This is a genomic window from Chryseobacterium sp. NG-CE01 (assembly GCF_055695505.1).
On record NZ_CM146369.1, the window covers coordinates 992,273 to 1,017,491 of the forward strand.

Annotated in this window: 24 protein-coding genes and 2 tRNA genes; 15 read left to right on the forward strand and 11 right to left on the reverse strand. The window is 37.2% G+C overall.

Features of this window, described 5'->3' with window-relative positions; translation table 11 throughout:
• Positions 1-45 precede the first annotated feature (45 nt).
• The 4 genes from ACYT6F_RS04855 to ACYT6F_RS04870 form a co-directional block, all read right to left on the reverse strand.
• On the reverse strand, positions 46-1,779 hold the full coding sequence (locus ACYT6F_RS04855; RefSeq protein ID WP_472600130.1) for a thiamine pyrophosphate-dependent enzyme: 1,734 nt from the start codon (positions 1,777-1,779) through the stop codon (positions 46-48).
• 160 nt (positions 1,780-1,939) lie between these two features.
• On the reverse strand, positions 1,940-3,139 hold the full coding sequence (gene lysA / locus ACYT6F_RS04860; protein WP_472600131.1) for a diaminopimelate decarboxylase: 1,200 nt from the start codon (positions 3,137-3,139) through the stop codon (positions 1,940-1,942).
• A 303-nt stretch (positions 3,140-3,442) separates the two neighbouring features.
• On the reverse strand, positions 3,443-4,666 hold the full coding sequence (locus tag ACYT6F_RS04865; protein ID WP_472600132.1) for a 3'-5' exonuclease: 1,224 nt from the start codon (positions 4,664-4,666) through the stop codon (positions 3,443-3,445).
• 151 nt (positions 4,667-4,817) lie between these two features.
• Positions 4,818-4,970 carry a hypothetical protein gene (locus ACYT6F_RS04870; RefSeq protein ID WP_472600133.1) on the reverse strand — a complete coding sequence of 51 codons (153 nt, stop codon included), beginning with the start codon at positions 4,968-4,970 and terminating at the stop codon, positions 4,818-4,820.
• Positions 4,971-5,392: 422 nt separating this feature from the next.
• Here ACYT6F_RS04870 and ACYT6F_RS04875 point away from each other — a divergent pair, with 422 nt between their 5' ends.
• The 3 genes from ACYT6F_RS04875 to ACYT6F_RS04885 are packed head-to-tail and all read left to right on the forward strand — an operon-like array spanning position 5,393 to position 7,512.
• Positions 5,393-6,802 carry an MBL fold metallo-hydrolase gene (locus ACYT6F_RS04875; RefSeq protein ID WP_472600134.1) on the forward strand — a complete coding sequence of 470 codons (1,410 nt, stop codon included), beginning with the start codon at positions 5,393-5,395 and terminating at the stop codon, positions 6,800-6,802.
• 2 nt (positions 6,803-6,804) lie between these two features.
• A complete protein-coding gene (locus ACYT6F_RS04880; protein ID WP_472600135.1) occupies positions 6,805-7,179 on the forward strand; it encodes a rhodanese-like domain-containing protein in 375 nt (124 codons plus the stop codon).
• Positions 7,180-7,212: 33 nt separating this feature from the next.
• Entirely contained in the window at positions 7,213-7,512 is a 300-nt protein-coding gene (locus ACYT6F_RS04885) for a thioredoxin family protein (RefSeq protein ID WP_472600136.1), read from the forward strand.
• Positions 7,513-7,617: 105 nt separating this feature from the next.
• Here the strand turns inward: ACYT6F_RS04885 and ACYT6F_RS04890 are convergent, their stop codons facing one another.
• Both ACYT6F_RS04890 and ACYT6F_RS04895 read right to left on the reverse strand, forming a co-directional pair.
• Entirely contained in the window at positions 7,618-8,433 is an 816-nt protein-coding gene (locus ACYT6F_RS04890; RefSeq protein WP_472600137.1) for a hypothetical protein, read from the reverse strand.
• 82 nt (positions 8,434-8,515) lie between these two features.
• Positions 8,516-9,268: a nitrilase family protein gene (locus ACYT6F_RS04895; RefSeq protein WP_472600138.1), complete on the reverse strand. Its 753-nt coding sequence runs from the start codon at positions 9,266-9,268 to the stop codon at positions 8,516-8,518.
• A 102-nt stretch (positions 9,269-9,370) separates the two neighbouring features.
• Between ACYT6F_RS04895 and ACYT6F_RS04900 the strand changes: the two genes are divergently transcribed.
• The 5 genes from ACYT6F_RS04900 (at position 9,371) to ACYT6F_RS04920 (ending at position 15,607) form a co-directional block, all read left to right on the forward strand.
• Positions 9,371-9,811: a DUF6646 family protein gene (locus ACYT6F_RS04900; RefSeq protein WP_472600139.1), complete on the forward strand. Its 441-nt coding sequence runs from the start codon at positions 9,371-9,373 to the stop codon at positions 9,809-9,811.
• A gap of 102 nt (positions 9,812-9,913) precedes the next feature.
• On the forward strand, positions 9,914-11,395 hold the full coding sequence (rseP, locus tag ACYT6F_RS04905; protein WP_472600140.1) for an RIP metalloprotease RseP: 1,482 nt from the start codon (positions 9,914-9,916) through the stop codon (positions 11,393-11,395).
• 69 nt (positions 11,396-11,464) lie between these two features.
• Positions 11,465-11,538: transfer RNA gene (locus tag ACYT6F_RS04910), tRNA-Asn, on the forward strand.
• A gap of 206 nt (positions 11,539-11,744) precedes the next feature.
• A tRNA-Asn gene (locus ACYT6F_RS04915) sits at positions 11,745-11,818 on the forward strand.
• Between the two features lie 1,260 nt (positions 11,819-13,078).
• A complete protein-coding gene (locus tag ACYT6F_RS04920; RefSeq protein WP_472600141.1) occupies positions 13,079-15,607 on the forward strand; it encodes a DUF5686 family protein in 2,529 nt (842 codons plus the stop codon).
• A 42-nt stretch (positions 15,608-15,649) separates the two neighbouring features.
• On the opposite strand, the gene ACYT6F_RS04925 is transcribed toward ACYT6F_RS04920, so the two are convergent.
• From ACYT6F_RS04925 to rplU, 3 genes are all read right to left on the reverse strand, one after another.
• Positions 15,650-15,835: a bacteriocin-like protein gene (locus ACYT6F_RS04925; RefSeq protein WP_283420840.1), complete on the reverse strand. Its 186-nt coding sequence runs from the start codon at positions 15,833-15,835 to the stop codon at positions 15,650-15,652.
• A gap of 125 nt (positions 15,836-15,960) precedes the next feature.
• Positions 15,961-16,218 (reverse strand): 50S ribosomal protein L27, encoded by a 258-nt coding sequence (rpmA, locus tag ACYT6F_RS04930; RefSeq protein ID WP_029298240.1) that lies wholly within the window; start codon positions 16,216-16,218, stop codon positions 15,961-15,963.
• A gap of 28 nt (positions 16,219-16,246) precedes the next feature.
• On the reverse strand, positions 16,247-16,636 hold the full coding sequence (gene rplU, locus ACYT6F_RS04935) for a 50S ribosomal protein L21 (RefSeq protein WP_169231544.1): 390 nt from the start codon (positions 16,634-16,636) through the stop codon (positions 16,247-16,249).
• Between the two features lie 178 nt (positions 16,637-16,814).
• Between rplU and ACYT6F_RS04940 the strand changes: the two genes are divergently transcribed.
• The gene (locus tag ACYT6F_RS04940) at positions 16,815-17,705 is read left to right on the forward strand and encodes a neutral zinc metallopeptidase (protein WP_472600142.1); all 891 of its coding nucleotides are present in this window, start codon (positions 16,815-16,817) and stop codon (positions 17,703-17,705) included.
• A gap of 107 nt (positions 17,706-17,812) precedes the next feature.
• Positions 17,813-18,904 carry an acyltransferase family protein gene (locus tag ACYT6F_RS04945; protein ID WP_472600143.1) on the forward strand — a complete coding sequence of 364 codons (1,092 nt, stop codon included), beginning with the start codon at positions 17,813-17,815 and terminating at the stop codon, positions 18,902-18,904.
• A 17-nt stretch (positions 18,905-18,921) separates the two neighbouring features.
• On the opposite strand, the gene ACYT6F_RS04950 is transcribed toward ACYT6F_RS04945, so the two are convergent.
• Positions 18,922-19,155, reverse strand: coding sequence for a hypothetical protein (locus tag ACYT6F_RS04950; RefSeq protein WP_472600144.1), 234 nt, complete (start codon positions 19,153-19,155; stop codon positions 18,922-18,924).
• Between the two features lie 158 nt (positions 19,156-19,313).
• Between ACYT6F_RS04950 and ACYT6F_RS04955 the strand changes: the two genes are divergently transcribed.
• From ACYT6F_RS04955 to ACYT6F_RS04965, 3 genes are all read left to right on the forward strand, one after another.
• The gene (locus tag ACYT6F_RS04955; protein ID WP_169231548.1) at positions 19,314-19,895 is read left to right on the forward strand and encodes a MiaE family protein; all 582 of its coding nucleotides are present in this window, start codon (positions 19,314-19,316) and stop codon (positions 19,893-19,895) included.
• Between the two features lie 12 nt (positions 19,896-19,907).
• Positions 19,908-20,525 carry a DUF502 domain-containing protein gene (locus tag ACYT6F_RS04960; RefSeq protein ID WP_472600145.1) on the forward strand — a complete coding sequence of 206 codons (618 nt, stop codon included), beginning with the start codon at positions 19,908-19,910 and terminating at the stop codon, positions 20,523-20,525.
• A gap of 83 nt (positions 20,526-20,608) precedes the next feature.
• Positions 20,609-21,985, forward strand: a complete 1,377-nt coding sequence (locus ACYT6F_RS04965) for a tryptophanase (protein ID WP_472600146.1) — start codon at positions 20,609-20,611, stop codon at positions 21,983-21,985.
• A 63-nt stretch (positions 21,986-22,048) separates the two neighbouring features.
• On the opposite strand, the gene ACYT6F_RS04970 is transcribed toward ACYT6F_RS04965, so the two are convergent.
• The gene (locus ACYT6F_RS04970) at positions 22,049-23,269 is read right to left on the reverse strand and encodes a PQQ-dependent sugar dehydrogenase (protein ID WP_472600147.1); all 1,221 of its coding nucleotides are present in this window, start codon (positions 23,267-23,269) and stop codon (positions 22,049-22,051) included.
• A gap of 109 nt (positions 23,270-23,378) precedes the next feature.
• Here ACYT6F_RS04970 and ACYT6F_RS04975 point away from each other — a divergent pair, with 109 nt between their 5' ends.
• Positions 23,379-23,753, forward strand: a complete 375-nt coding sequence (locus tag ACYT6F_RS04975) for a BlaI/MecI/CopY family transcriptional regulator (RefSeq protein ID WP_472600148.1) — start codon at positions 23,379-23,381, stop codon at positions 23,751-23,753.
• Positions 23,750-25,177: a M56 family metallopeptidase gene (locus tag ACYT6F_RS04980; RefSeq protein WP_472600149.1), complete on the forward strand. Its 1,428-nt coding sequence runs from the start codon at positions 23,750-23,752 to the stop codon at positions 25,175-25,177. The genes ACYT6F_RS04975 and ACYT6F_RS04980 overlap by 4 nt, the downstream gene beginning before the upstream one ends.
• Positions 25,178-25,219 lie beyond the last annotated feature (42 nt).

The following is a 25,219-nucleotide window of genomic DNA, read 5'->3' on the forward strand; positions in this document are numbered from 1 at the left end:
TCCTGCTTAAAGAAAAAGCTCCATACGAAGTATGAAGCTGATAATTTACAATATATCTTTTATATGTTTAAAATTGCTTTTCACGGTATCCAAAGCTTCTTCCATTTTCCCGCCGAGCATTAATTGAGCCATGGATTTCGTCATTCCGAGTACCTGGTCAAATTCAATTTTCGGAGGTAAAGCCAACGCATTGGGATTGGTGAAAATATTCAGCAGGTAAGGACCGTTGTAATCAAGGCAATCCCGAATTGCCGTCTCCACCTCTTCAGGCTTGTGAACATTCTTTCCGGGATACCCCATCGCATGGGCAATCATCGCAAAATCGGGATTCACCATATCGGTTTCATTATCGGGCATACCTCCCACTTCCATCTCCAGCTTTACCATTCCCAAAGATCTGTTGTTGAATACAATAATCTTCACGGGAAGTTTATATTGAAAGATGGTTGCCATATCTCCCAACAGCATTGAAAGCCCGCCATCACCACACATCGCAATGACCTGTCTTCCGGGATAGGCCAGAGAAGCTCCGATAGCCATCGGCATAGCGTTCGCCATCGAACCATGGTTAAAAGAACCCAGCATTTTTCTTTCGCCCGTTCCGGTAATATATCTTGCTCCCCACACGCAACACATTCCTGTATCTACGGTAAAAATTGCATCTTTTTTGGCTAATTGATCTAAAGTATAAGTGACAAATTCCGGCTGAATCTCGTTTTCGGTTCCGGGATCTTTTACGTAAGTTAATTGGTTCTCTTTGACTTTTTCATAAAACTCCAATTGCTGTTTAAGGAAATTTGCATCTGTTTTTTCTTTTAACAAAGGTAATAAAGCCTTGATCGTTTCCTTTACATCTCCTGTAAGTCCTAACTCCAGCTTTGCTCTTCTTCCCAGTCTTTCCGGGCTTTCATCTATCTGAATGATTTTATTTTTAACCGGCATAAACTTCTCATACGGGAAGTCGGTACCCAACAGAAGTAAAAGATCGGCTTCATGCATGGCATGATACGCAGAAGGAAGCCCGAGAAGCCCTGTAAGTCCTACTTCATTCGGATTATTCGGCTGGATAGCCATTTTCCCACGGAAAGAATATCCTACCGGCGCTTTCAGATATTTGGACAGTTCCACAACTTCCGGATTGGCATTTTCCGCACCGATACCGCAATAAATCGTTACTTTTTTACTCACGTTGATAAGATCTGCCAATTGGTTTAATTCTTCATCTGACGGACGGATTACAGGATTTGTTTTAAAAATTCTGTTAGATGTTGTCGCTTCTTCCGCATCCAGTTCTGAAACATCTCCCGGAAGGCCGATTACCGCCACTCCTTTTTTGGAAATTGCATGCTGAATGGCTGTCTGCACAGTTCTCTGTACCTGCTCCGGCCTTGTGATCATCTGGTTGTAATGGCTGCAGTCATCAAAAAGTTTTATGGTGTTGGTTTCCTGGAAATAATCCATTCCCATTTCATTGCTTGGAATTGTGGAGGCAATCACAAGCATCGGAACGTGCGAACGATGGGCTTCATAAACTCCATTGATAAGGTGAACGTGTCCCGGACCACAACTTCCCGCACATACAGCAAACCCGTCCAGTTCAGCTTCGGCGGCAGCGGCATACGCTCCGGCTTCTTCATGCCTTACATGAATCCACTCGATGCTGCTTTTTTTAACCGCCATATTCAAATGATTGAGGCTGTCTCCGGTGACAGCGTAGATTCTTTTAACATTGGCTTCTTCGAGCATTTCTACAATCTGCTCTGCGATGTTTTTGGCCATAATTAATATTTTTTGGTGTTATTATTGAACGTGAAGTGGAATGGATCAAAAAGCTTAATCCTGTAAAGATTATGCCATTAACAAATGTAAGAATTATAAAATCCGAATAAGAAGTTACAAATAAAAAAACTCTACATTTCTGTAGAGCTTTATATAAATATTAAATTATTTCAATCTGATTTCTTAAAAGATCTTCAAATTCATCTCTTTTTCTGATAAGATGTGCTTTTCCGTCTAAGAACAGCACCTCGGCAGGTTTTAGCCTTGAATTAAAATTAGAGCTCATTTCAAAACCGTAAGCTCCTGCATTATGGAATGCCAGAATATCCCCCTCTCTTACTTCATTCAGTTTTCGATCCCAGGCAAAGGTATCGGTTTCACAGATATTTCCTACAACGGTATAAATCCTTTCCGCACCTTTTGGATTGGATAAATTTTCGATCACGTGGTAAGAATCGTAGAACATCGGACGGATCAGATGATTGAAACCGGAATTCACCCCGACAAAAACCGTTGCCGTAGTCTGCTTAATAACATTGGCCTTCACCAAAAGATAACCGCTCTTTCCTACCAGAAATTTCCCCGGCTCAAACCAAAGCTCAAACTTTTTCCCCGTGGATTTTGAAAATTCGGCAATGACCTTTTCTACTTTTTTACCCAGCGTTTTTACATCCGTTTCTTCTTCGGTATCCTGATATGGAATTTTAAAACCGCTTCCCATATCCAGATATTTTAAATTCGGGAAGTGTTCAGACAATTCCAACATGATGTCCAAAGCCTGCAGGAAAACATCCGGATCTTTGATCTCGCTTCCGGTGTGCATGTGCAGTCCTTCTACATTCAGGTTGGTAGACTTCATCACTCTTTCGATGTGACGGACCTGGTGAATGGAAATTCCGAATTTGCTGTCGATATGTCCTGTTGAAATTTTATAGTTTCCTCCGGCAAAAATATGCGGATTGATTCTTACTAAAATAGGATAAGTATTTCCGTATTTGTTGCCAAACTGCTCAAGAATGGAAATATTATCAATATTAATGTGTACTCCGAAGGTCATTGCCTCTTCAATTTCTGCAAGATCAACACAATTCGGGGTGAATAATATTTTTTCTTTCGAAAAACCGGCCTTTAAACCAAGCTTCACTTCATTAATTGATACACAATCCAAAGAAGCACCCAGGTTCTTAACATACTTAAGGATATTGATATTGGTCAATGCCTTGGCAGCATAGAAGAACTTCGTGTGTTTAAGAAAAGATGATGTAAGTTTTTCGTATTGGATTTTAATCGATTCAGCATCGTAAACGTACACCGGTGTACCAAATTCGTTGGCAATCTTCAGTAATTCTTTTGGATTCATAATTAATTAAGTAAAACTTATTTGTGTTATTTAAGAAAGTACAAAGGTATAAGAAATTGTTTACCATTTAAAATCAAATACATAGAACATTATTCTTTTGTTTTAATTTTAACAGAATAAAAAACTTCTAAAACATAATAAAAAAGTATTTTTCACTTTAATAAAAAATCTAAAATGTTAAATATAGTACCGAAAGAGTAGATAGCAGTAAATTGACACACTTCCTAAACGCCCTTTGCTAAGGGAAAATGTGCGTATTTTATCTTTTAAAATTTTGATAAATTACTGATACGTAAAAATCAATTACTTAGGTAACGGCAGTGTTTCAAAATCTCCCCGCAGAAGCGCTAGCTGCAGTTCATTTACCAAATCACCCGACTGGTATTGCAGATCGATTTTTAATTTTGAAATTTTGCTCAGCGTCTGAATCTGTGTAAAAAGCTCGTAAAATCCATAGGAAGTCACTTTTCCGTTTTCAACAATAAGAAAAAGTTTTTCACCCAGCCTTCTGCCTGAGCCCAGCCAAAGCTCGTTGCGTTTTTTAAATTCTATTTTCTTTTTAAAAACCTCAACATCAGCATATTCTTCGAGTTTACTGATGAGCTCTACAGCCTTTGCACCTTGGGTAAAAGACCTGAATTTCAGGATCGGTTTTTCGGCTTTGTTCAGTTTGTTTTTCTCCACAAGATATTTTTGGTTGCGGGAATAAAGCCCGAATGGCAACGTTTCTTTTTTCCTGATTCCCTTTGAGTTAAGGATCAGCTTGGCGATAATATCGGTTCCGGTAAGCTCGTAATTGATCTGCTCAACAGCCTGCTGAATTTCTTCCCATCTTTTGGATTTGGAATTAAAAACTTTTTTCGAAAACTTATTAATATCCTGAACGTGATCGGTGAAGATTATTTTCCCTCCTTCATTCTGGAAATAAACGAATCCTTTTTCATTCGGAAGATCCTGGGTAAGCACTTTTATCTTATTAATATAAGTTTTTGCATTGGATTCTTCGTGCTGCTTTTGAATGATCTCGTTTTCCGTATCTTTTGAAATCAAGAGTTTGAAAAGCTCAAGTGTTGCACGGGCATCTCCATCCGCCCTGTGATGGTTCGTAAGAGGAATTCCCAGAGATTTCACCAGCTTCCCAAGCGAATAGCTTACCTCATCCGGAATAAGTTTTTTAGCTAACGGAATCGTATCTAAAGTATTGATTTTAAAATCGTAACCCAACCTTTGAAATGACTGGCGTAGCATCCTGTAATCAAAATCGATATTATGCCCCACCAAAGTAGTATTGGCCGTAATTTCCACAATTCTGCGTGCAATTTCATGGAACTTGGGAGCCGTTTTTACCATTTTGGGGGTAATATTGGTGAGCTTCTGCACAAAAGGCGTGATATCACTTTCAGGATTTACAAGAGAGATGAACTGATCGATAATTTTCTGCCCATCGTACCTGTAAATAGCAATATCTATAATGCATTCTTTTCTGTAACCTGCACCATTGCTTTCTATATCAATAATTGAATACATTTAAATTTTATACAACTTTCTTTAAGATTAACTTTAATAATGTACAGACTGTACTTATCTTAAATCATAACACAACGTATGCCATAACACTGACAATCTTGCCTTAAGACAATCCTGCTAAAATAGGAAAAATTCTATCAATTTTACAAAATCACGGATGAATACTGTATAACATCTTAAAACAAAACCATCCTTTTCTCCTGTCACCAAGACTGAACATTCCTAAGATCTCTTTCATCCCTTCCCACACCAGGGTATTGGTAAGGGCGCACCCTGCTTTATTCTGCAGAATTTTTTCAAACATTTTTGGCTCTTCTTTAACTGTTTTGTTTTTTGCGTTGAGGAAGCTTCCCCGGCAGCCTGCTCCATTCTTTTTACCAGTATTTCGTAGGCCGAATCGTTACTCACTACTTTTTCAGCATACTTTGAATTCACTTCTTCCATAAATTGCATTTTGTCTGTCATCCGATTTTTACATAAATATATTTTTTTTGAGATATGTATACAATCCCTTTTCATCATGATTAATTTCAGCCTGCAGGTATTAACAAATATAGCTAACTTAGTACCACAGAAATTCTGATGATGATAAATACCGCATAATGAGAACATCCGGACTTTATAGATTAATTCTATCAGTATCGATTTTTTTATTTTGCTTTTTTTAAAAAAATAAACACGATTTTTGCAGATATTAAAAAAAACTTAAAACAGTTACACCCCATAATGAAAGTCGAACAAATATATACCGGATGTCTGGCTCAGGGAGCCTATTATATAGTATCCGAAAACGAGGCAGCAATTATTGATCCTTTAAGAGAAGTAAAGCCGTATCTTGATCGTCTGGAAAAAGATCACGTAACACTAAAATATATTTTTGAAACGCACTTCCATGCAGATTTTGTATCTGGCCATCTGGATCTGAGCAAAAAAACAGGAGCACCTATTGTTTACGGACCTACTGCGCAACCGGAATTTGAGGCAATTATTACAGAAGACAATCAGGTTTTTGAACTTGGAAAGGTAAAAATAAAAGTTCTTCATACGCCCGGCCACACAATGGAAAGTACGACTTATCTTCTCATTGACGAAAACGGAGTGGAAACTGCTATTTTCACCGGAGACACCCTGTTTTTAGGAGATGTCGGCAGACCGGATCTTGCCCAGAAAGCAACCAACCTCACGCAGGAAGATCTTGCGGGAATTCTGTATGACAGCCTGCAGACGAAGATTATGCCGCTGGACGACAGCATTACCGTATATCCGGCACATGGAGCAGGTTCTGCCTGTGGGAAGAATATGCAAAAGGAAACGGTTGATATTTTAGGAAATCAGAAAAAAACAAATTACGCACTGAATCAGCCGGATAAAGAATCTTTTGTAAAAGAAGTTCTTGACGGCCTTACAGCTCCGCCCAAATATTTCGGGATGAATGTAGCTATGAATAAAGGAGGTTATGAAAGTCTTGACGTAGTAATGGATAAAGGTCTTACAGCAATTTCCGCTGAAGATTTTGAAGTATATGCAGAAGAAACGGGTGCGTTGATTTTAGATACAAGAAGCCCTGCAGAATTCCATAAAGGATTTATTCCTAATTCCATCAATATTGGTCTGAAAGGAGACTTTGCACCATGGGTGGGTGCATTAATTGTTGATGTGAAACATCCTTTACTGCTGGTAGTAGATGAAGGCACAGAAGAAGAAGCCATCACCAGATTAAGCAGAGTAGGATTTGATCATGTGGTAGGCTATCTGAAAGGAGGATTCGACGCATGGAAAAATAATGGAAAAGAAACCGATGAAATAAAAAGAATATCGGCTGAAGAATTTGCAGACCAGTTCAATAAGACTTCGAAAGTAATTGATGTCCGTAAAATCTCGGAATATTCTGCCGAACATATTGACAATGCTTACAACAGGCCTTTGGACGAGATCAGCGAATGGGTGAACACCATCGATAATGCGGAACATTTCTTCCTGCATTGCGCGGGAGGGTACAGAAGCATGATCGCGGCAAGTATTCTCAACTCGCATGGAATCAGAAATTTCACTGAAGTGGAAGGTGGTTTTAACGGAATTAAAAAAACAGGAAAGCTTCCGACTTCCGATTTCGTCTGCCAGTCTAAAACCATGTAATAATGAAGAAAACCTTTTATGGACTTTTGATTGTTTCAGTATTTATATGTAATTCATGCAAAACAAATCCTTCTGGAGCGCTTCCTGACAGAAATATCAGAGAAGTGATGAACAGTCAGGGCGTAGTTCTTGTAGATGTAAGAGTTCCGGAACAGTATGCAGAAGGTACCGCAAAAGATGCGATCAACATTCCTTTAGCTGAAATTTCCGAACATGCAGAATCACTGAAAGGAAAAAAAGTAGTTGTTTTCTGCAATAAGGGAATTCAGGCAGATCAGGCAGCAGAACTATTAAAAAAACAAGGAATCGAGGTATACGACGGAACGACGTGGAACAATGTAAAAGCCATTCAGGACGAAAACACTTCCGGAAAATAATTATCAACATTAATAACCCAAACCAATATAGCTATGTCACAAAAATTCCAGGAAATCATCAATTCGGAAAGACCTGTATTGATTGATTTTTTTGCAACATGGTGTCAACCCTGCAAAGTACAGTCTTCGGTCCTTAATACCGTAAAGGAAAACGTAGGTGAAGGCGCAAGAATCATCAAAGTGGATGTAGATCAATATCCTGCATTGGCAGCACAGTACGGAGTGCGCGGTGTTCCCACCCTGGCCGTCTTTAAAAAAGGAGAAATGCTTTGGAAAGAAAGCGGCGTACATGATGTGAATACACTGACGCAGCTTTTAAAACAATATGCTTAAAATGTTATATATATTATTGAATTTAAATAATAATTCTCTCACTATTCAGAAGATTCATGAAAAATAACTCATCTTATTAAAAGATATTTACAAAAAACTGCCTTTTTAAGGGCAGTTTTTCTCATATTCCTTAATAATCCCGAGATAAACTTCCGCTTGCCTGTTTTGAACTTTGCCTGAAACAACATCAAATAGCTTTCTGAATTGTTCTCTATCTTTTTTTAATTCCTGTAGTGTTGTTTTATAGATTTGCTGATATTCTTTTTGCAGAGTTTTATCCAACTGTTTCTCCTCCATCATTTCTTTTTGAAAAACACTAAGATACTGATTAAATGAACTACAGTTGCCACCAACAACCCTGAACGCATCTACTATATTCTCGATTGACGAGCCGATTTTATTATTAAATTGGCTTTTAGGCTTTACCGCTAAAACGGCATAAGGCTCGCCATTTCTTTTGATATAGAAATTGGAATGGGTATAATAGCAGTTGGTTAAGTCAATGCATTCAAAGACATTTGATCCATAAAGTTTAATTTCACCATCATAAAGCAGAAACTCGAAAATTTCATCCATATCATTTGATAGATTCTCTTTCTTGTCGACTGCTTTTACTTTAATTTTTTCTTGAACCTGTCTTATTTCATTTCCATTATAATAAATTACTTTCTTTACATCTTTAGCACTTACAGTATATTTTTTTTGATCTGTTAATGAGGTATATTTAAATCCTGAAATTTGGTTGTTAAGAATAATTTGCCCTAAACGTATAGTTTTAGTTACAGTACTCACATCATAAGATTTAAAAGAAGAGCCATCTTCCTTCTGGAACTCAACTAAATCTTCCTGAGCTTCTTTATTTTGTGAATTAAAAGATATACTAAGAAAACAGAAAATGCTGAATAATATTTTTTTTACCATCTAATTTGTTTTTTTATTTAAATATATAAAAATTTACATAATAGCAAAGTAGACGGAATATAGAAATAGAGTTGATTTAGAATTAAGAGGTTAATTCAAAAGAATCCCGGTCATTCAAAAACTGAAAATGATTCCTGAAATCTTTTAATTCTTCTAAATGCAATTCTGCAGTAACAAGATTTCGTTCTTTTATAGAAACTTCCTTTCCATCCGCAAAAAAACAATGTGAGCTTTCCTGATAAAAAAGATTATTCCCATCTGTCCCGATTCTGTTGAGCCCGAACACAAAAGATAAATTTTCAATAGCCCTTGCTTTCAGCAGATGCTCCCAGGCGCCTACTCTTTTTTCCGGCCAGTTGGCAACATACAGAATCATATCATAATCGTCATTATTTCTCGCAAAAACCGGAAAACGAAGATCATAGCATACCTGCAGTAAAATCCTGAATCCTTTATAATTAACAATAACACGTTTCTTTCCAGGTGTATAGACCTTATCTTCACCTGAAAAGGAAAACAGATGGCGCTTATCATAAAAATCAACGCTTTCATCAGGATGAACAAAATACATCCTATTATAGAACTTCCCATCCTCTTCTACAGGAGCGCTTCCGCTGAACGCCGCATTTTTCTCCTTTGCCATTTTCTTTAAAAAATCCAATGATTCCTGATTTCTGTCGGCTACTTCCGAAGCATCCATACAAAATCCTGTAGAAAACATTTCCGGTAAAAGGAAAAGATCGGCTTCCTGATTCCGCAGCTCTTCTTCGATCTGTTGAAAATTTTGTGCTTTATCTTTCCAGACAATATCTAAATTCAGTCCTGTGATTTTCATAAACTATGTTAAAAAACTTCCTTAAAAATACGATTTTCAGATGATTTCGGTTCTATCTTTGTTGCAGATATTTTTTAAATAATAACAATAAAAAGATACGATATGAAGAAATTGGCTTTTATGCTGATGCTTATTGTTACAGGAACTACAGTAAGCGCACAAGCGTGGACAGGTAAAGGAGATCAGAAAATCAATGCGGGATTGAGCGTTTGGGGATACGGAACCGGAATTACAGGAACGTATGATTACGGTCTTAACGGACTGATTTCCGTGGGAGCCGGACTGAACGGTTATTTCAGCAATTATAAGGATAATGATAATGACAACAGCGTTTTTATTTTCGGAAGGCTGAATTTTCATTTAAAGGATGCTTTGCAGCTTCCTGAGAAACTGGATATTTATCCGGGGATTGATGTAGGTGTTGTGGGAAGTGATTTCGGACTGGGAGCCCACATCGGAGCCCGGTATTTCTTCACAGAGAGAATCGGGGTTTTTGCAGAAGTCGGCAACAATGGCAGTCTCGGCGTTTCCATTAATTTGTAATAATCACCTTATTATATGACAAAGCTTCTCGTTTCGGGAGGCTTTTTATTTGGCATAGTTTTGAGAATTGTTACCTTTGCAAATTAACATACAAAAGCATTAATGGAAATAGCAATCAAACTGTTTCAATTTATATTGAGCATTTCTATCTTAGTAGTCCTTCATGAGCTTGGACACTTTTTACCGGCAAAGTGGTTCAAAACCAGAGCAGAGAAATTCTTCCTGTTTTTTGACCCTTGGTTTTCAATTTTTTCAATGAAAAAAATCAATGGAAAATGGCAGTATAAATTTCTTTCCCAAAACCTTCCTGATACTGAAGTTATCGAGGTAAACGGTGAAAAGAAAGAAGTTCCTATCGATATATCAAAACTTCCCGATAACGACTGGAGAAAACATCCCGAAAAAACAAAGTACGGTATCGGCTGGCTTCCTTTCGGAGGTTATGTAAAAATTGCCGGAATGGTAGATGAAAGCATGGACACCGAACAACTGAAGAAGCCTGCTCAGCCTTGGGAATTCAGGTCTAAACCGGCATGGCAAAGACTGATCATCATGCTGGGAGGGGTGACCGTGAATTTTTTCCTTGCATGGGTTATTTTTTCTGCCTTGATGGGCAATGGCGGAGAAGATATTTTTGACGCCAATAAAATTACTACCTCTCTTCATTATACGGAAGCGGCCAAAAAAATGGGATTCCAGGATGGTGACAAGATCATCAGCGTAGACGGAAAAACCCAAAAAGATTTTAAAAAATTAGCACTGGATGTTTTATTAAGCGATGAAATTACTGTTCTGAGAAACGGAAAGGAAGTAACCTTTCCAACGAATGACGACGGAAAGGCCCTTGCTTTCAACGATCCCGAACCGAGATCTTTCCTTACTCCGAGAATGGCTCCCATAGTAGACACTATTGTTACAAAATCAACAATGGACGCCGGCTTAAAGGTTGGGGACAAGATTCTTACCGTAAACGGAAAACCGATTGCTTATTATGATGAAGTAAAGCCTCTGGTGACTCCCAACGCAGGAAAAGTAACCGATTTTCAGGTATTACGAAACAATCAGGTAACTGATCTTAAAATACCTGTTTCAAAAGAGGGAACGATCGGCATTCTGGCATTTAAAGAGACCAAAAAATATTATGTTCACAATGATTATGATTTCATTGGGTCCATTAAGAGAGGTTTCACGCTGACGATTGAGAGTCTGACGTATCAGATCAAGCAGTTCAAGTTGATTTTCAACAAGAAAGTGAAAGGATATAAGAAAGTAGGAGGACCTCTTGCAATTATCAAAAATATGCCTGTAGATCAGAGTAAAGACGGAAGCGTATCGATTGACTGGAGGGCTTTCTGGGGCTTTACGGCAATGTTCTCGGTTTGGTTAGCCTTCCTGAATTTAATTCCGATTCCGGGATTGGATGGCGGCCACGTTTTATTCACTTTATATGAAATGATTGTAGGAAAACCTGTTCCTCAAAAAGTATTGGAAAACGCTCAGATGGTGGGAGTTATCTTCTTACTGGGATTAATGATTCTGATATTCGGAAGCGATATATTCAAGGCATTAACCGGAAGCTTATAAATTTTTAAAAAAATATTTGCAGGGTATAAATATTCGTCCTATATTTGCACCACTTAAAACAAAGGACATTCCTCCTTAGCTCAGTTGGTTAGAGCATCTGACTGTTAATCAGAGGGTCGCTGGTTCGAGCCCAGCAGGAGGAGCAGAAAGACTTACAGAAATGTAAGTCTTTTTTTATTTTATCTGTTCTGAAATAATATTTTCCGGTAAGATAAATTTAATCTCCTGAAAAATAATTATATAGCTTGCATCGCCCGCTGTTACAGGAAAATTCTCATTATTTTTAAACCAAAAATTTGTTTGATATTAATATTCCTTTTATATTTGCACCACTAAAACAATAGGAAATTCCTCCTTAGCTCAGTTGGTTAGAGCATCTGACTGTTAATCAGAGGGTCGCTGGTTCGAGCCCAGCAGGAGGAGCTAAAAGACTTACAGAAATGTAGGTCTTTTTTTATTTACTACATATAATATATTTTTAATACATTTTTCAAAACCATTGACATAAACGAGTTCTGATCTTTTTATTTCGTAATATCCATCTCTAATTAACTGAAGAAATACGTACCTGTTACTACTCACATTATTTGATTGCACAATCTGAATGAAAAGTCGGAACGCCAAGCAATATTTAGTAATATCTTATCGCGAGATAACTTTTTCAGAACTTTTATCAGAAAACAACAAGAAAATATTATGGATTTTTTTTATTTTTTTTGATTAAAAAGTACGAAAATATTACAGAATAGTGTAATTTTGAAAAAGAAAACCACCTCGTGGGGAGGTGGAAATTTCTAAAAAAGTGTTTCAATAGCTCTATTATTGAAATTAGGTTACGCAATAAAAGGCTATAAAACAAAATTTTTTTATCAATTTTTTCCTTTCGTCTTTTTCTTTTTGACATAATTTAGGAATTAATTGTAAAATTAAAGGCTTGAGGCTTAGAACATTTCCAAAACAATTTCTTAGTCTTAAGCTTTTTTATTTAAACAAAGTTAGAAAACGAGAATTACATTCGGAATAGCGAAACACTAAATGATAAAAAAAACATTGCTAAAGTTTTCCACATTTATCCCTAGTCAATTATCCATACAATTTCATCAAGTAAGAAATTAGCATTTCCAGGTTTAATTAGCAACTCGCAAAAAAAATATATCCATTTGTATGTTTGTAATCTAACAATCAAATTTGTTAGTTTTAAATATGGAATTTTTGATACAAGGCCAAGTATACCATGCAGTTATTAAAAGAGTTAAAGGGAAACTGAAAGTTTTTTTCGAAACCGATGATGTTTATTACAAACACAATGGATTTGATTTACCTTATTTTTGCTGTAAGAGAATGAAATGTAGGTGGAAAATCCTTCGGACATGGAAGGAAGATTTAGTGAATCAAAGGCTTAAAAACGTAGTCATATTTCCTGAATAAAGACAACTAAAGGCAATTACTGAACATAACATTTACAGCAGGAGGAGCAAAAAGACTTACAGCAATGTAGGTCTTTTTATTTTAACTCGACACCATTTACTTTAACAAAATAATAACAACACATCCGCTCATCAACCACGTTATTTCATTACATTTGCAGTTTTGTATTTATTTACTTGAAAAATTAAATATTATTGACCTTTTACAATAAATCTGCATACTTTTTGTTTATGCAATAGCTTGAAGAAACAACAAATGTTAATTAACAGACCGCGATATTATCCCTTTTTAATTTTTATCCTTCTTACCCATTTTGTACATGCCCAAAATGCAGCCAGCGGAAAAATCACAGACGCTAAAACCAATAAAGAAATTAGCGGCGTAGACGTTTTCATTAACGAAAGCAATAAGCCGGCAATGACAACGACTACCGGTAATTTTATGGTGCAGTCGGACAGTATTATTTATAAGCTTAAATTTTTAAGAAAAAATTACGCTTTAGAAAGCGTAGATGTTACGCCCGATAATGCCAACAATATTTTCGTGAAACTTTCCCAGGAAAAGGAAAGCAATATTCAGGAAGTTGTAATCCATAACGAAAGACCCAAGTACAAAAACAAAAAGGAAAACCCGGCGTATGCCATCATGCAGAAAGTCTGGGCCAGAAAAAGAAACAACGGACTGGATAAATTCGACACGTACACCTATAAAGAATACGAGAAGATTCAGTTTGATGCCAATAACCTCGACAGTGCTTTTATGAAGAAAAAGATATTCAATAAGCTTGAATTTATCTTCGAGTATAAAGATTCTACTGCGAGTGGAAAAATAGGACTTCCCGTCTTTCTGAACGAGGCAGTCTATGAAAATTACGGCGAGAACAGGCCTTCCAAAAGAACAAAAAAACTTCTGGTCGCACAGAAAACCTCCGGGTTTCAGGACAACCAGATTGTGACGCTTACTGCCAAAAACCTTTACAGGGATATCAATATTTATGACAATACCTTAAATTATTTCGATATTGGCTTTCCGAGTCCTGTGGGAGAAACAGGCTTCAGCACGTATGATTACAACCTTGTCGACACCATCTCCATCCGCGGAGAGAATGCTTTCAAAATCAGGTACCTTCCGAAAAGAGAAGATGTACTGGCCTTTCAGGGATATCTGTATATCGATACCGACAGCTATGCTGTGCTGGGAGCTACATTGAAATCTACCCAGAAGATTAATGTTAATTTTATCAACGGCATTTCCACCGAACTGGAGTATGATAATCCTGATGAAAATACCTTCTTACCCAGAAAATTTGTTACGGAAATTGAAATGACCCCGTTTTCCAAAAAGAAAACCGCAAAAAGTATTGTCGCCAAACGATCCGTTGATTATTCCGAATATGAATTTAATAAACCCATTGAGGATAATCTTTTTAAACGAAAAGAAGAAGAATATTCTGACAGTTTCACCGACAAGGATGATGCGTACTGGCTTAAAGCCAGACCCGATTCTTTATCGAAATCTGAACAGGGAATTTACGACATGCTTGACAAACTTCAGCAGACTCCGAAATTCAACAGGATCGTAAAACTTTACGAAACGCTGGGTTCCGGTTATTATAATGTGAAAAAATTAGGCATTGATATCGGCCCGATCTTCTCCGTTTACGGTAAAAACGAGGTGGAAGGAGACAGAATAAGACTGGGTGCAAGAACGTATTTCACAAGAAACGATCCGTGGAGGGTACAGTTTTATACGGCTTACGGTTTCAAAGACCAGCAGGTAAAATACGGTGCGGAAGCGAGATTTATGTTCAACAGGGTCAACCGTTTTACAATAGGAGCCGGAACACGGAGAGATGTTCTCCAGTTGGGAGTACAGCTTACCAATGATGATGGAATCATGGCCAGAACTTTTGCTTCTTCAACCATTTTTGCGAGAGGAGACAACGCTTCACTGAGTTCTCTCAATCAGACGAACGTTTTTACATCTATCGAACCGTGGAAAAACTTCCAGATCCGTCTCGACGGAACGATGCAGAGCGTTAAATCTGCCAATCCCGACGGTTTTAATCTGATGTACTACAAAGACGGTGCATTAAGAAAAACAACGAATGATTCGCACTTTACCTTAAGCCTAATTGCAAGGCCGGGAGCCAAATTTTCCCAAACGGGAATCGACCGTTATGAGCACGGCACTTTAGCTCCTACCATTGTTCTAAAATACACGAGAGGCGTTGAAGGAATATTTGGTTCAGACTTTAATTATAATAAGCTGCAGTTCCTTTTCTATAAACCGCTTTTAGTCGGAAGCTGGGGAAAATTGCTGGTAAATTTTGAAGCGGGAAAAAATTTCAACACTGTTCCTTTGGCATTGCAGAATGTCATCCCGGGAAACCAGTCGTACAGCCTTGCCCAGAATACTTTTGCACAGCTTAATTATTATGAATTTGTAGCAGACACCTATACTACACTGCATCTGGAACACCATTTTAACGGCAAGATTCTTTCTTTTATCCCATTGATAAAGAAACTGAAACTTAGAGAAATTGCCTTCATCAGAGGAGCTTACGGAACATTGAGTGATGCTTCGAAAGCCATTAATGTAGAAGGATTTAAATATTCTGCTCCAAGCGAGCATATTTACTATGAATATGGTTTCGGAATCGAAAATATAGGTTTTGGTAACCTGAGGATTTTCAGGGTAGACTTTAACTGGCGCGGGAATTACCTCGACCGGCCTGATATTTCAACCTTTGGCGTAAAAGCCGGATTCCAGGTGAATTTCTAGAAAAAAAAATCTCCTTTTTTATGAAGGAGATTTTTTTGTGGGTTAAGACTCTGAAGGATAATTCTTACAGCCATTGCAATGCGCCACAATATACACAATATTGCACGGCGGTCTTTCTCCTTCCGGGATACTGCAATAAATATTACATGGCAAACATTCTTTTACGGGAGCGATACCTCCTGTTACTTCTTTAAGATCCTGTCTTGTGATTTTCTTTAAATTTTTCATATCAGTTAAATTTTGTTTGATTTGTTGTTAAATATAAGAAATATATTCATTTTTAATTATGATTTAATAAAATAAAAAAGCCTCAGCGTTTGCTGAGGCTTTTTTATGTATAAAAACGCGTATTATTATGCGTTTGTTTCTACAGATACGTAAGATCTGTTATTTGCTTTCTTTCTGAAAACTACTTTACCATCTACTAAAGCGAACAAAGTGTGGTCTTTACCGATTCCCACGTTTGCACCTGGGTGGTGTTGCGTACCTCTTTGTCTAACAATAATATTACCGGCAATAGCTTCCTGACCACCAAAAATCTTTACTCCTAATCTTTTGGAGTGAGATTCTCTACCGTTTTTGGAACTACCAACTCCTTTCTTATGTGCCATTTTATTTTAAGGTTTTTTGGTTTAACAATTATTCTGCACTTTCAGCAGCTTCAGCGTCTGCCTTTTTTGTTGTTTTCTTAGCAGGTTTTTCTGCTTTTTTAGCTCCTTCAAATCCTGTAATACCAGTAATCTGAATTTGAGTTAATGATTGTCTGTGACCGTTTTTCACTTTGTAACCTTTTCTTCTTTTCTTTTTGAAAACGATTACTTTATCAGCTTTTACGTGATCAAGGATCTCTGCCTCTACAGTGATTCCGCTTACAGCTGGGGCGCCTACAGTGATTGCTCCGTTTACAGTAAGAAGTACTTTATCGAAAGATACTTTACCTCCTTTGTCTCCTGCTAAACGGTTTACAAACAACTTCTGGTCTTGCTCAACTTTGTATTGAAGCCCTGCTATTTCTACAATTGCAAACATTGTTTATAAAATTTTTAGTTATTTCGAGGTGCAAATATAAGGATTATTTTCTAATCTCCTCAAATTCAACCCAATCTTTTTTAATTAAAATTTTAACTATGTTTTGAATAATTTATCACAATAAAGTGATAAGATTTTCCGTTAAATAATTTAACTTCGCTAAACCAAAATATTTTATATGAAAAGAAACTTTAATTTCCGCCTCGTTGCGGGAGCAATTGCTGCACTCTCTTTATCAGCATGTAACGACGACTCACTGGAAACTCCTGTACAGCCAGAACAACAACAGGCCGAAAGCCTGAAAATCGACCAGCCCAACGCTCTTGAAAAAGTATGTTATTATGTAGATCAAAACTGGAGCTCGTCTGCAGTACTGCTTACCAGCTTACAAAATTCTACGGATACCAACTTCATGAACGGTCAAATGACGAAAATTGCGAGCCTGTGGGGAAGAAGCAATCCCACACTCCGTTTTGTGAATGATCCCTCCAATTACAACTCTACGTATAATGCCATATCCTACTCTACCGGAAAAATATATTACGGTTATGCGATATATTATGATGCCAAATCGAAAGGCGGAGATATTGTTAATGCCATGATCTTAGCCCATGAATACGGTCACCAGCTGCAGTACATCTTCGGACTTCCATCAGTAAACGAATCTACGGCAAGACCTAATGAACTGGAAGCAGACGGATTTGCAGGATACTATTTAAGAAGACCGAACGGTTATAACCAGACAAGCTTTACACAAATCGCAGCGGCATATGAATTTGCACAAAGCATCGGAGATTACCAGACAAACAGTCCGGGTCACCACGGAACTCCGCCGCAGAGAAGATCTGCCGTACGTTTGGGGTTCCTTTTAGGACAATATGATCTCTCAGCTGCTGATTTTGATTATAATTTCTTTTATTATTATCAGGGAGTTTTGAACGGAACATACAAAACTGCAAAAAACTCCCGTTTTCCTGAGCTGGATGCTTATATGAGCCAATATCTTGATGAACTGAAGAAAATTCAGACGGGAGAAATCTCTGCTGATCAATTCAGAAATTTAAAATAACATTCATTTTCGATATATCTTTTTTAGAGGCGGGCCAATATTCCCGCCTCTTTTCTTTTTGAAAATATTCATAAAGTTTATTTACTTTTGAACATTATATATACCTAATGAAAAGAGATCTCTACATTGATTTTGCAAAAGGACTGGCAACATTATCCATTATTTTCATTCATACGGCTTTCTGGTCGGGGCAGTTTTATATTCCGGCAGAAGTAAGAGTATTTTCCCTGGTCTTTGATGTAGCATTGTTTTATGGATTAAGCGGGATCACTTCAGGTTCAAATATTGAAAAAACTTTTTACCGTTTGCTGAAACTGCAGATTACGTATATGATTTTTGTAACTTTCCTGTTCTTTCTGGATTATTTCTTTAAAATTTTCGGACTGAATTTTTTCTCTCTGGAATGGCTTCAGAATTTCTATTCTACCTTTGGATCAAAATATACAATTACCAATATTTCAACCGTTCCGCAATGGGAAAATCTAGGCAATTGGTACCTTCATCAATATACCAATGCAGATACATTTCCGGTCGTAATGGGAAGTTTCTGGTACTTAAAAGTTTATTTTATTCTTACCGTCTTCGGAGTGCTCATCTTGCGGTTTTTCCCAAAACATATCAATTGGTTTATCGCATTATGCATTGCTTTGACTCTATTATTTAATATTTTCCCGGAAATATATCCTGACGGGCAGGTGGGATATGTCGCCTTTTACCTGGCCGTTTTTCTGATCGGCAACAGAATGAAGGGCAAAAAAATTCCTGGCAAAATAATTCCTATACTGTACGCCTGTGTTGCTGCAGCTTTAATCTGGATGTTCTGGCATTACGGCAATGAAATTTTTTACAAAATCAACAGAAATAAATTTCCACCGAAAATTCCATATATCATCTGGGCATTATTTTCTCTTGTAACGCTTTTTGTTTTTTATAACCGTTTAAAAATTTCTAAGGAAAGTTTCGTAACTTATATCGGAAAGAACGCCATATTTTTCTATTTTGCACAAGGTATAAGCTCTTCCCTTGTGTATTTTCTGGTAGTTCCCCTAAAAGAATATATGCCCTGGTGGACCTTAATGGTACTAATTTATATCATCAACGTGATCCTTGCCTTCGGAATTTCAGCCATACTAAAGAAAGTAGACCGTTTTGGATGGAATATCCTTGAAATACTAAGAAAAAAAACTGCTATTGAATAGCAGTTTTTTATTGTTTATTAGTCCCTCCTTCCGCTTCGCGCAATCAGTGCAATAATAATGATGAGAACAATAGCGCCACCAATAATATATACCGGATTGGCATACCATTCTGTAGTAGTCGTTGTACTGTTTTCTGTGGTGACTACCCCTCCTGCGTTATCTTGAGCAAACGCATAAAAAGACATGAATACTGAAAATGTAAATGCAAGCAAAGCACTCATCTTACTTTTAATAGCTGTAATTGTTTCCATAATGTTTATATTTTTTAATTGGTTTTAAAACAATAACAAAAAAAGTACCATCAAATTTAGATTTTCTATAAAAAAGATGAATTTGAATGAAAATCTTCAACGAAAATAAACTTCTGTCATATCACAAAATATTTTAATTTTACACAAAATTTTAAACTATGTTTAAGTTGAAACTTCCCACTGATCCAAGGTGGGCAAATATAGCAGAGGGAAACATTGAAGAAATTTTGACGGATCACGCATGGTGCGAGCAAAAAGCAGCCACGAATGCGATCGGGCTTATTACAATGCTTCCCGAGTATCCCGAAATTGTGACCGAACTTCTTGCCATTGCACAGGAAGAGCTTGAGCATTTTAACCAGGTTCATGAAATCATCAAAAAAAGAGGCTACACATTCGGGCGTACCAGAAAAGATGATTATGTAAACGAGCTCGTACAGTTCATCCAGAAAGGCGGTAACAGAGATGATCTTATTGTCGACAAAATGCTTTTTGCAGCCATGATTGAAGCCAGAAGCTGCGAACGGTTTAAGGTCCTTACCGAGAACATCAAAGATGAAGAGCTCAAAACGTTTTACCGTGACCTGATGGTTTCGGAAGCCAATCATTATACCACATTCATAGGATTTGCAAGACAGCTAGGAGATCCTGAAAAAGTAAATAAACGCTGGGAAGAGTGGCTGGAATATGAAGCCAAAATAATCCAGTCGTACGGAAAAGGTGAAACCATTCACGGATAATAATAAAGTAAGGTGAAAAAGCTGACATTTGAATATATTGCCAATTCGTTCCTGAAAAATTTCTTTCAGGGACTTGTAATCATCGGCCCTATCGGACTGACCATGTTTGTCATCTGGTATGTCGTGACTTCCATTGACAATATTATTCCTTCTGTCGCTAAAGAAATACCGGGGCTTGTTTTCATTTCAACTATTTTCTTTACAGCACTCTTAGGATATCTGGGCAACAAATTTGTTGTCGGCAGATTCTTTTTCGATGCTATGGATCGCCTGCTTGAAAAAACGCCGGGCGTAAAACATATTTATACCCCAACCAAAGACGTTATGTCTTCTTTCGTCGGAGATAAGAAAAAGTTCAACGATCCGGTCTGGGTAAAAACCAACGAAAATCCCGAAATCTGGAGAATCGGTTTTCTCACCCAGAAAGAGATGGCAGACGTTGAAAAGCACAATTATGTTGCGGTATACCTGCCACATTCTTACGCCATTTCGGGATGGGTAATTGTTACGGAAGAGAAAAACATCAAACCAGTAGTGGGCATGACGGCAGCTTCTGCAATGAAATTTGCTGTAAGTGGCGGTGTAGCAGGCTTTCACTCGGATGATAATATTTTTAAGGCTCCGGAGTAATACGGCTTAAAAAACATATCCTTTGATGAATTTGAATTATTTCAAATAAAAATTCTTTACAAAACAATCTAATAAATACTATCATGAACTTACCGTACGCGGAACCTTTCCGCATTAAAATGATTGAGGAAATTCGTCAGTCTACCAGAGAAGAAAGAGAACAATGGCTTAAAGAGGCAAACTATAATTTATTCAACCTAAAATCTTCACAGGTTTTCATCGATCTTCTTACCGACTCCGGAACCGGAGCGATGTCCGACAGACAATGGGGCGCTTTGATGATGGGTGATGAAAGCTACGCCGGCTCGCGTTCTTTTGAGCAGCTTCACCAGACCGTTGAGAATATTACAGGATTTAAATATCTTTTGCCTACTCACCAGGGAAGAGCTGCAGAAAATGTACTTTTCTCCGTTTTGGTAAAAGAAGGAGACGTGGTGCCGGGAAATTCTCACTTTGACACCACAAAAGGGCATATTGAATTCAGAAAGGCACACGCTATTGACTGTACTATAGATGAGGCTTTTGACATCAATGACCTTCATCCTTTCAAAGGAAATATCAATATTGAAAAGCTTGAAGAAGTTTATAAAACACATCCGAAGGAAAATATTCCTTTCTGCTTAATTACAATTACCTGCAACTCATCCGGAGGACAGCCTGTTTCATTGGAAAATATGAAAGCCGTAAAAGAACTTTCTGACAAATACGGTGTTCCTGTATATTTTGACTCAGCGAGATTCGCAGAAAATGCTTATTTCATCAAAAAAAGAGAAGCCGGGCAGGAAAACAGGAGCATCAAAGAAATCTGCAAAGAGATTTTTTCTTACGGTGACGGGATGACCATGAGTTCTAAAAAAGACGGACTGGTAAATATTGGAGGTTTTATTGCTTTAAATAATGAAGAAGTTTTTAGAAAAGCTTCCAATTTCACCATTATTTATGAAGGTTTCATTACTTACGGTGGAATGGCCGGAAGAGACATGGCTGCTTTGGCAGTTGGTCTTGATGAGGCGACAGAATTCGCTTATTTAGAAAGCCGGATTTCTCAGGTTGAATATCTCGGAAATAAATTAATCGAATACGGAATTCCGGTTCAGAAACCTATCGGCGGACATGCTGTATTCATTGATTCCCTTAATTTCCTTCCAAAAGTTGACCGTTCAGAATATCCTGCACAAACGTTAGGACTTGAAATTTACAAAGAAGCCGGAATCAGAACGGTGGAAATCGGAACATTATTGGCTGACAGAGATCCTGAAACAAGACAAAACCGTTATCCGAAGCTTGAATTAGTACGTCTTGCCATACCAAGAAGAACGTATACCAACAACCATATGGATTATATTGCCGCTGCTATCAAAAACGTTTATGAAAGACGTGATGAGATTGCAAAAGGCTATAAGATAACCTGGGAACCGGATCTGTTAAGACATTTCACGGTTCAGCTTGAAAAAGCTTAAAATCGGTTCGGGCTCAAAACTTCGTTTTGAGCCCGAACCTTTATATAAAAGACTACAATAAGATTATTTTTTCGAAATTCTGTATAGTTTTCCGCTATCGGTTACCGCATACAAATTGCCATCACTTCCGTTCAACACATCACGAAAACGTTCTTTCTCGTCTGACAAAAGTCTTTCTTCCCCAACTACTTTATTATCCTTCATCACAATTCTGTTGATATGTTCTCCGCTGAGACATCCGATCATCAGGTTTCCTTTCCATTCATTAATATTTCCGGTGTAAAAAGTAACACCGCTTGGAGAGATTACCGGATCCCAATAATAAACAGGCTGCTCGGTTCCTGCTTTTTGAGTCGTTCCGTTATTTATTTTTTCACCGGAATATTCAATTCCGTAGGTAACATCACCCCATCCGTAATTTTTTCCGGCTTTAATTAAATTAATTTCGTCACCACCTCGTGGTCCCATTTCCACATCCCATAAGTTTCCGTTGGGATCAATGGCCATACCCTGAGGATTTCTGATTCCATAGGCATAAATTTCGGGTTTAAACCCAGTTTTACCGATAAATGGATTACCGGGAGCAGGCTTTCCTTCTTTTGTGATTTTTAATACTTTACCTAAATAATTATCTGTTCGCTGTGCGTACACTCTTGTCTGCTTATCGGACCGTTCTCCTGTGCTCACAAATAAATTTCCGTCTTTATCGAAAGCCAGCCTGCTTCCGTAATGCTTATCTCCATCATATGTCGGAGTTGCACGGAATATCACCTGAACATCAGAAATATTTTTGAAATCTGCAGAAAGCTTTCCTTTTCCTACGGCAGTATGATTTCCTTTGTCATAAGGTTCCGAAAAGCTGAAGTAAATGATATTGTTGTTGGAAAAGTCGGGGTCTAGCGCAACATCAAGCATTCCGCCCTGCCCTTTAGAATCAACTTTTGGAAAACCGTCAATTTTTGAGATTTGTTTTCCGTCAGATGAAACGACATTCATATAACCTCTTTTGTCCGTAATCAGAAGTCTTCCGTCCGGAAGGTTAATAATTCCCCAAGGCTTCCCTAAATCTTTACTCAAGACTTCAACCTTGTAAGGTGTCGAAGTTTTTACTGCTTTAATTCTCGTCTGTCCTGTAAAAGCAGGTTTATATTCCGGAGAATTCGGTGCTTTTGTTTCAACACTTCCGTCGCTTCCGGTTTGCTGAGCATTAACTTTGCTTTCTTTACATGATGCCAGAATAAGAAACAAACTGACCGCTGAAATATAAAATTTATTGGTTTTCATATGATTAAGATGAATTATTTTGCTGGAGAATGGAAAAATAATGCCACAATAATTTGTCAGTTTAAATTTTTATTCTACATTTGTAGAAACAATTGCAAATCTGTAGAATATGAAAGAAATAAAATTGACCGATTCTGAAAAAGATCTTATGGAAATACTTTGGGAAAAAGAAAAGGTTTTCATGAAAGATATTTTAGAATCTTATCCGGAACCCAAACCTGCCACAACAACAATCGCGACTCTCCTGAAAAGGATGCAGAATAAAGATTTTGTAGGGTATACACTGTATGGAAATTCTCGCGAATATTATCCCAAAGTCGCAAAAGGAGAATATTTTAAGGAAGAAATGTCTTCCATGATTGATCGTTTTTTCAATAATTCTGTGACACAGTTTGCTTCTTTTTTCACATCTAATGCTAAACTTTCACAAACACAACTGAAAGAACTCAGAGAGATAATTGACAAGCAAATTGATGAAAGATGATAATTATTTTAAAAATAATCTTAGGGTCTTCTATGCTTCTGGCCGTATACTATCTGTTGTTACAGAAGGAAAAAATGTATCGGTTCAACAGGTTTTACCTAATGTTTTCTATTCTGTTTTCTTATACCGTTCCATTTATTTCTATTCAATCGGAAAACTTAAAACCGAGTACCCGAATTCAAACGGCCTTTGAGACAACACAACAGGCTTTAGACATTACTCCGGGCCAGGAAAATTTTAACTTCATTAACTGGATCTGGATTATTTACGGAACTGTTACGCTGATTTTTTTAATAAGGATGATCAGGGCATTTATAGCAATTAAAAAGATGAAGGGCAGGCGGGTAGAGTATCAGAATCAAAACATATTGATTACCAAAGAATATACTTCACCTTTTAGCTTTTGGAATACTATTTATTTAGGGCAAAATTATCTTTTGGACAATAAAATAGATCCCCGGATTTTTTTGCATGAAAAAAGTCACCTCGAACAGAAGCATAGCGTTGATGTTATAATTATCGAAATCCTGAAAGCTTTTACCTGGTTTAATCCTTCGATATTTTTTTACCGGAAAGCTATTATTACCAATCATGAGTTTTTGGCAGATGAAGCCGTATTGAAGAAAAATTTTAACGTTAAAGATTATCAGCACCTTATTCTCGACGAAATTATTTCAACTAAAAACCATAACCTTAGCCATACATTCAATTTTACTAACACCAAAAAACGATTTATTATGATGAACACTAAAAAGTCTAAACTGACAAATCTTAAAAAAGTAATCTGCATCCCTGTTTTAATGATTACCTTCGGATTATTTGTACAAAAAACATACGCCAATCCAATTGAAAAAATGGTTGAAGAAACACAAAAAAGGATTTCTGAACCTGTAAAAAATGTAATTTCTGAAAGCGAATCTACTCTGAACAATACTGAAAATGAGTTTTCGGATCATCAAAGTGAAACACAGGAAGGACTTATCACAAGCAGAAATGAAGAGAGGGTCGTTCAGGATACCATCCGGCCTAAAGAAAGTGAAAATATTGTAAATAAAAATAAAACAGGCCAGAACGCAATAAATCAAACAGATACACCATTGGCTCAAAACGAGACGACATCACTTCCACAATATCCGGGAGGAATTAACGAAATACGGGCCAAAATCGCAAAAGTATTCGACGCAGCCAAACTTAATCCCGGCAAAACCAAAGAAGTATATAGAACTGAATTAAGCTATATCATTGCAGAAGACGGAAGTATAACGGATATAAAAGCTATGGGAAATAATGAAGCTTTCAATATAGAAACAATTGTTTCATTTAAAAAAGCCAACGAAAATATTACCTGGAAGCCAGCCAAAAAAGATGGGAAACCTGCACCTTACAAGATGAGAATTCCGTTGACGATGTCCTTTGAAAATTAATATAAGCTTCCACAAGTTAAGCAGCACTCAACTGAGTGCTGT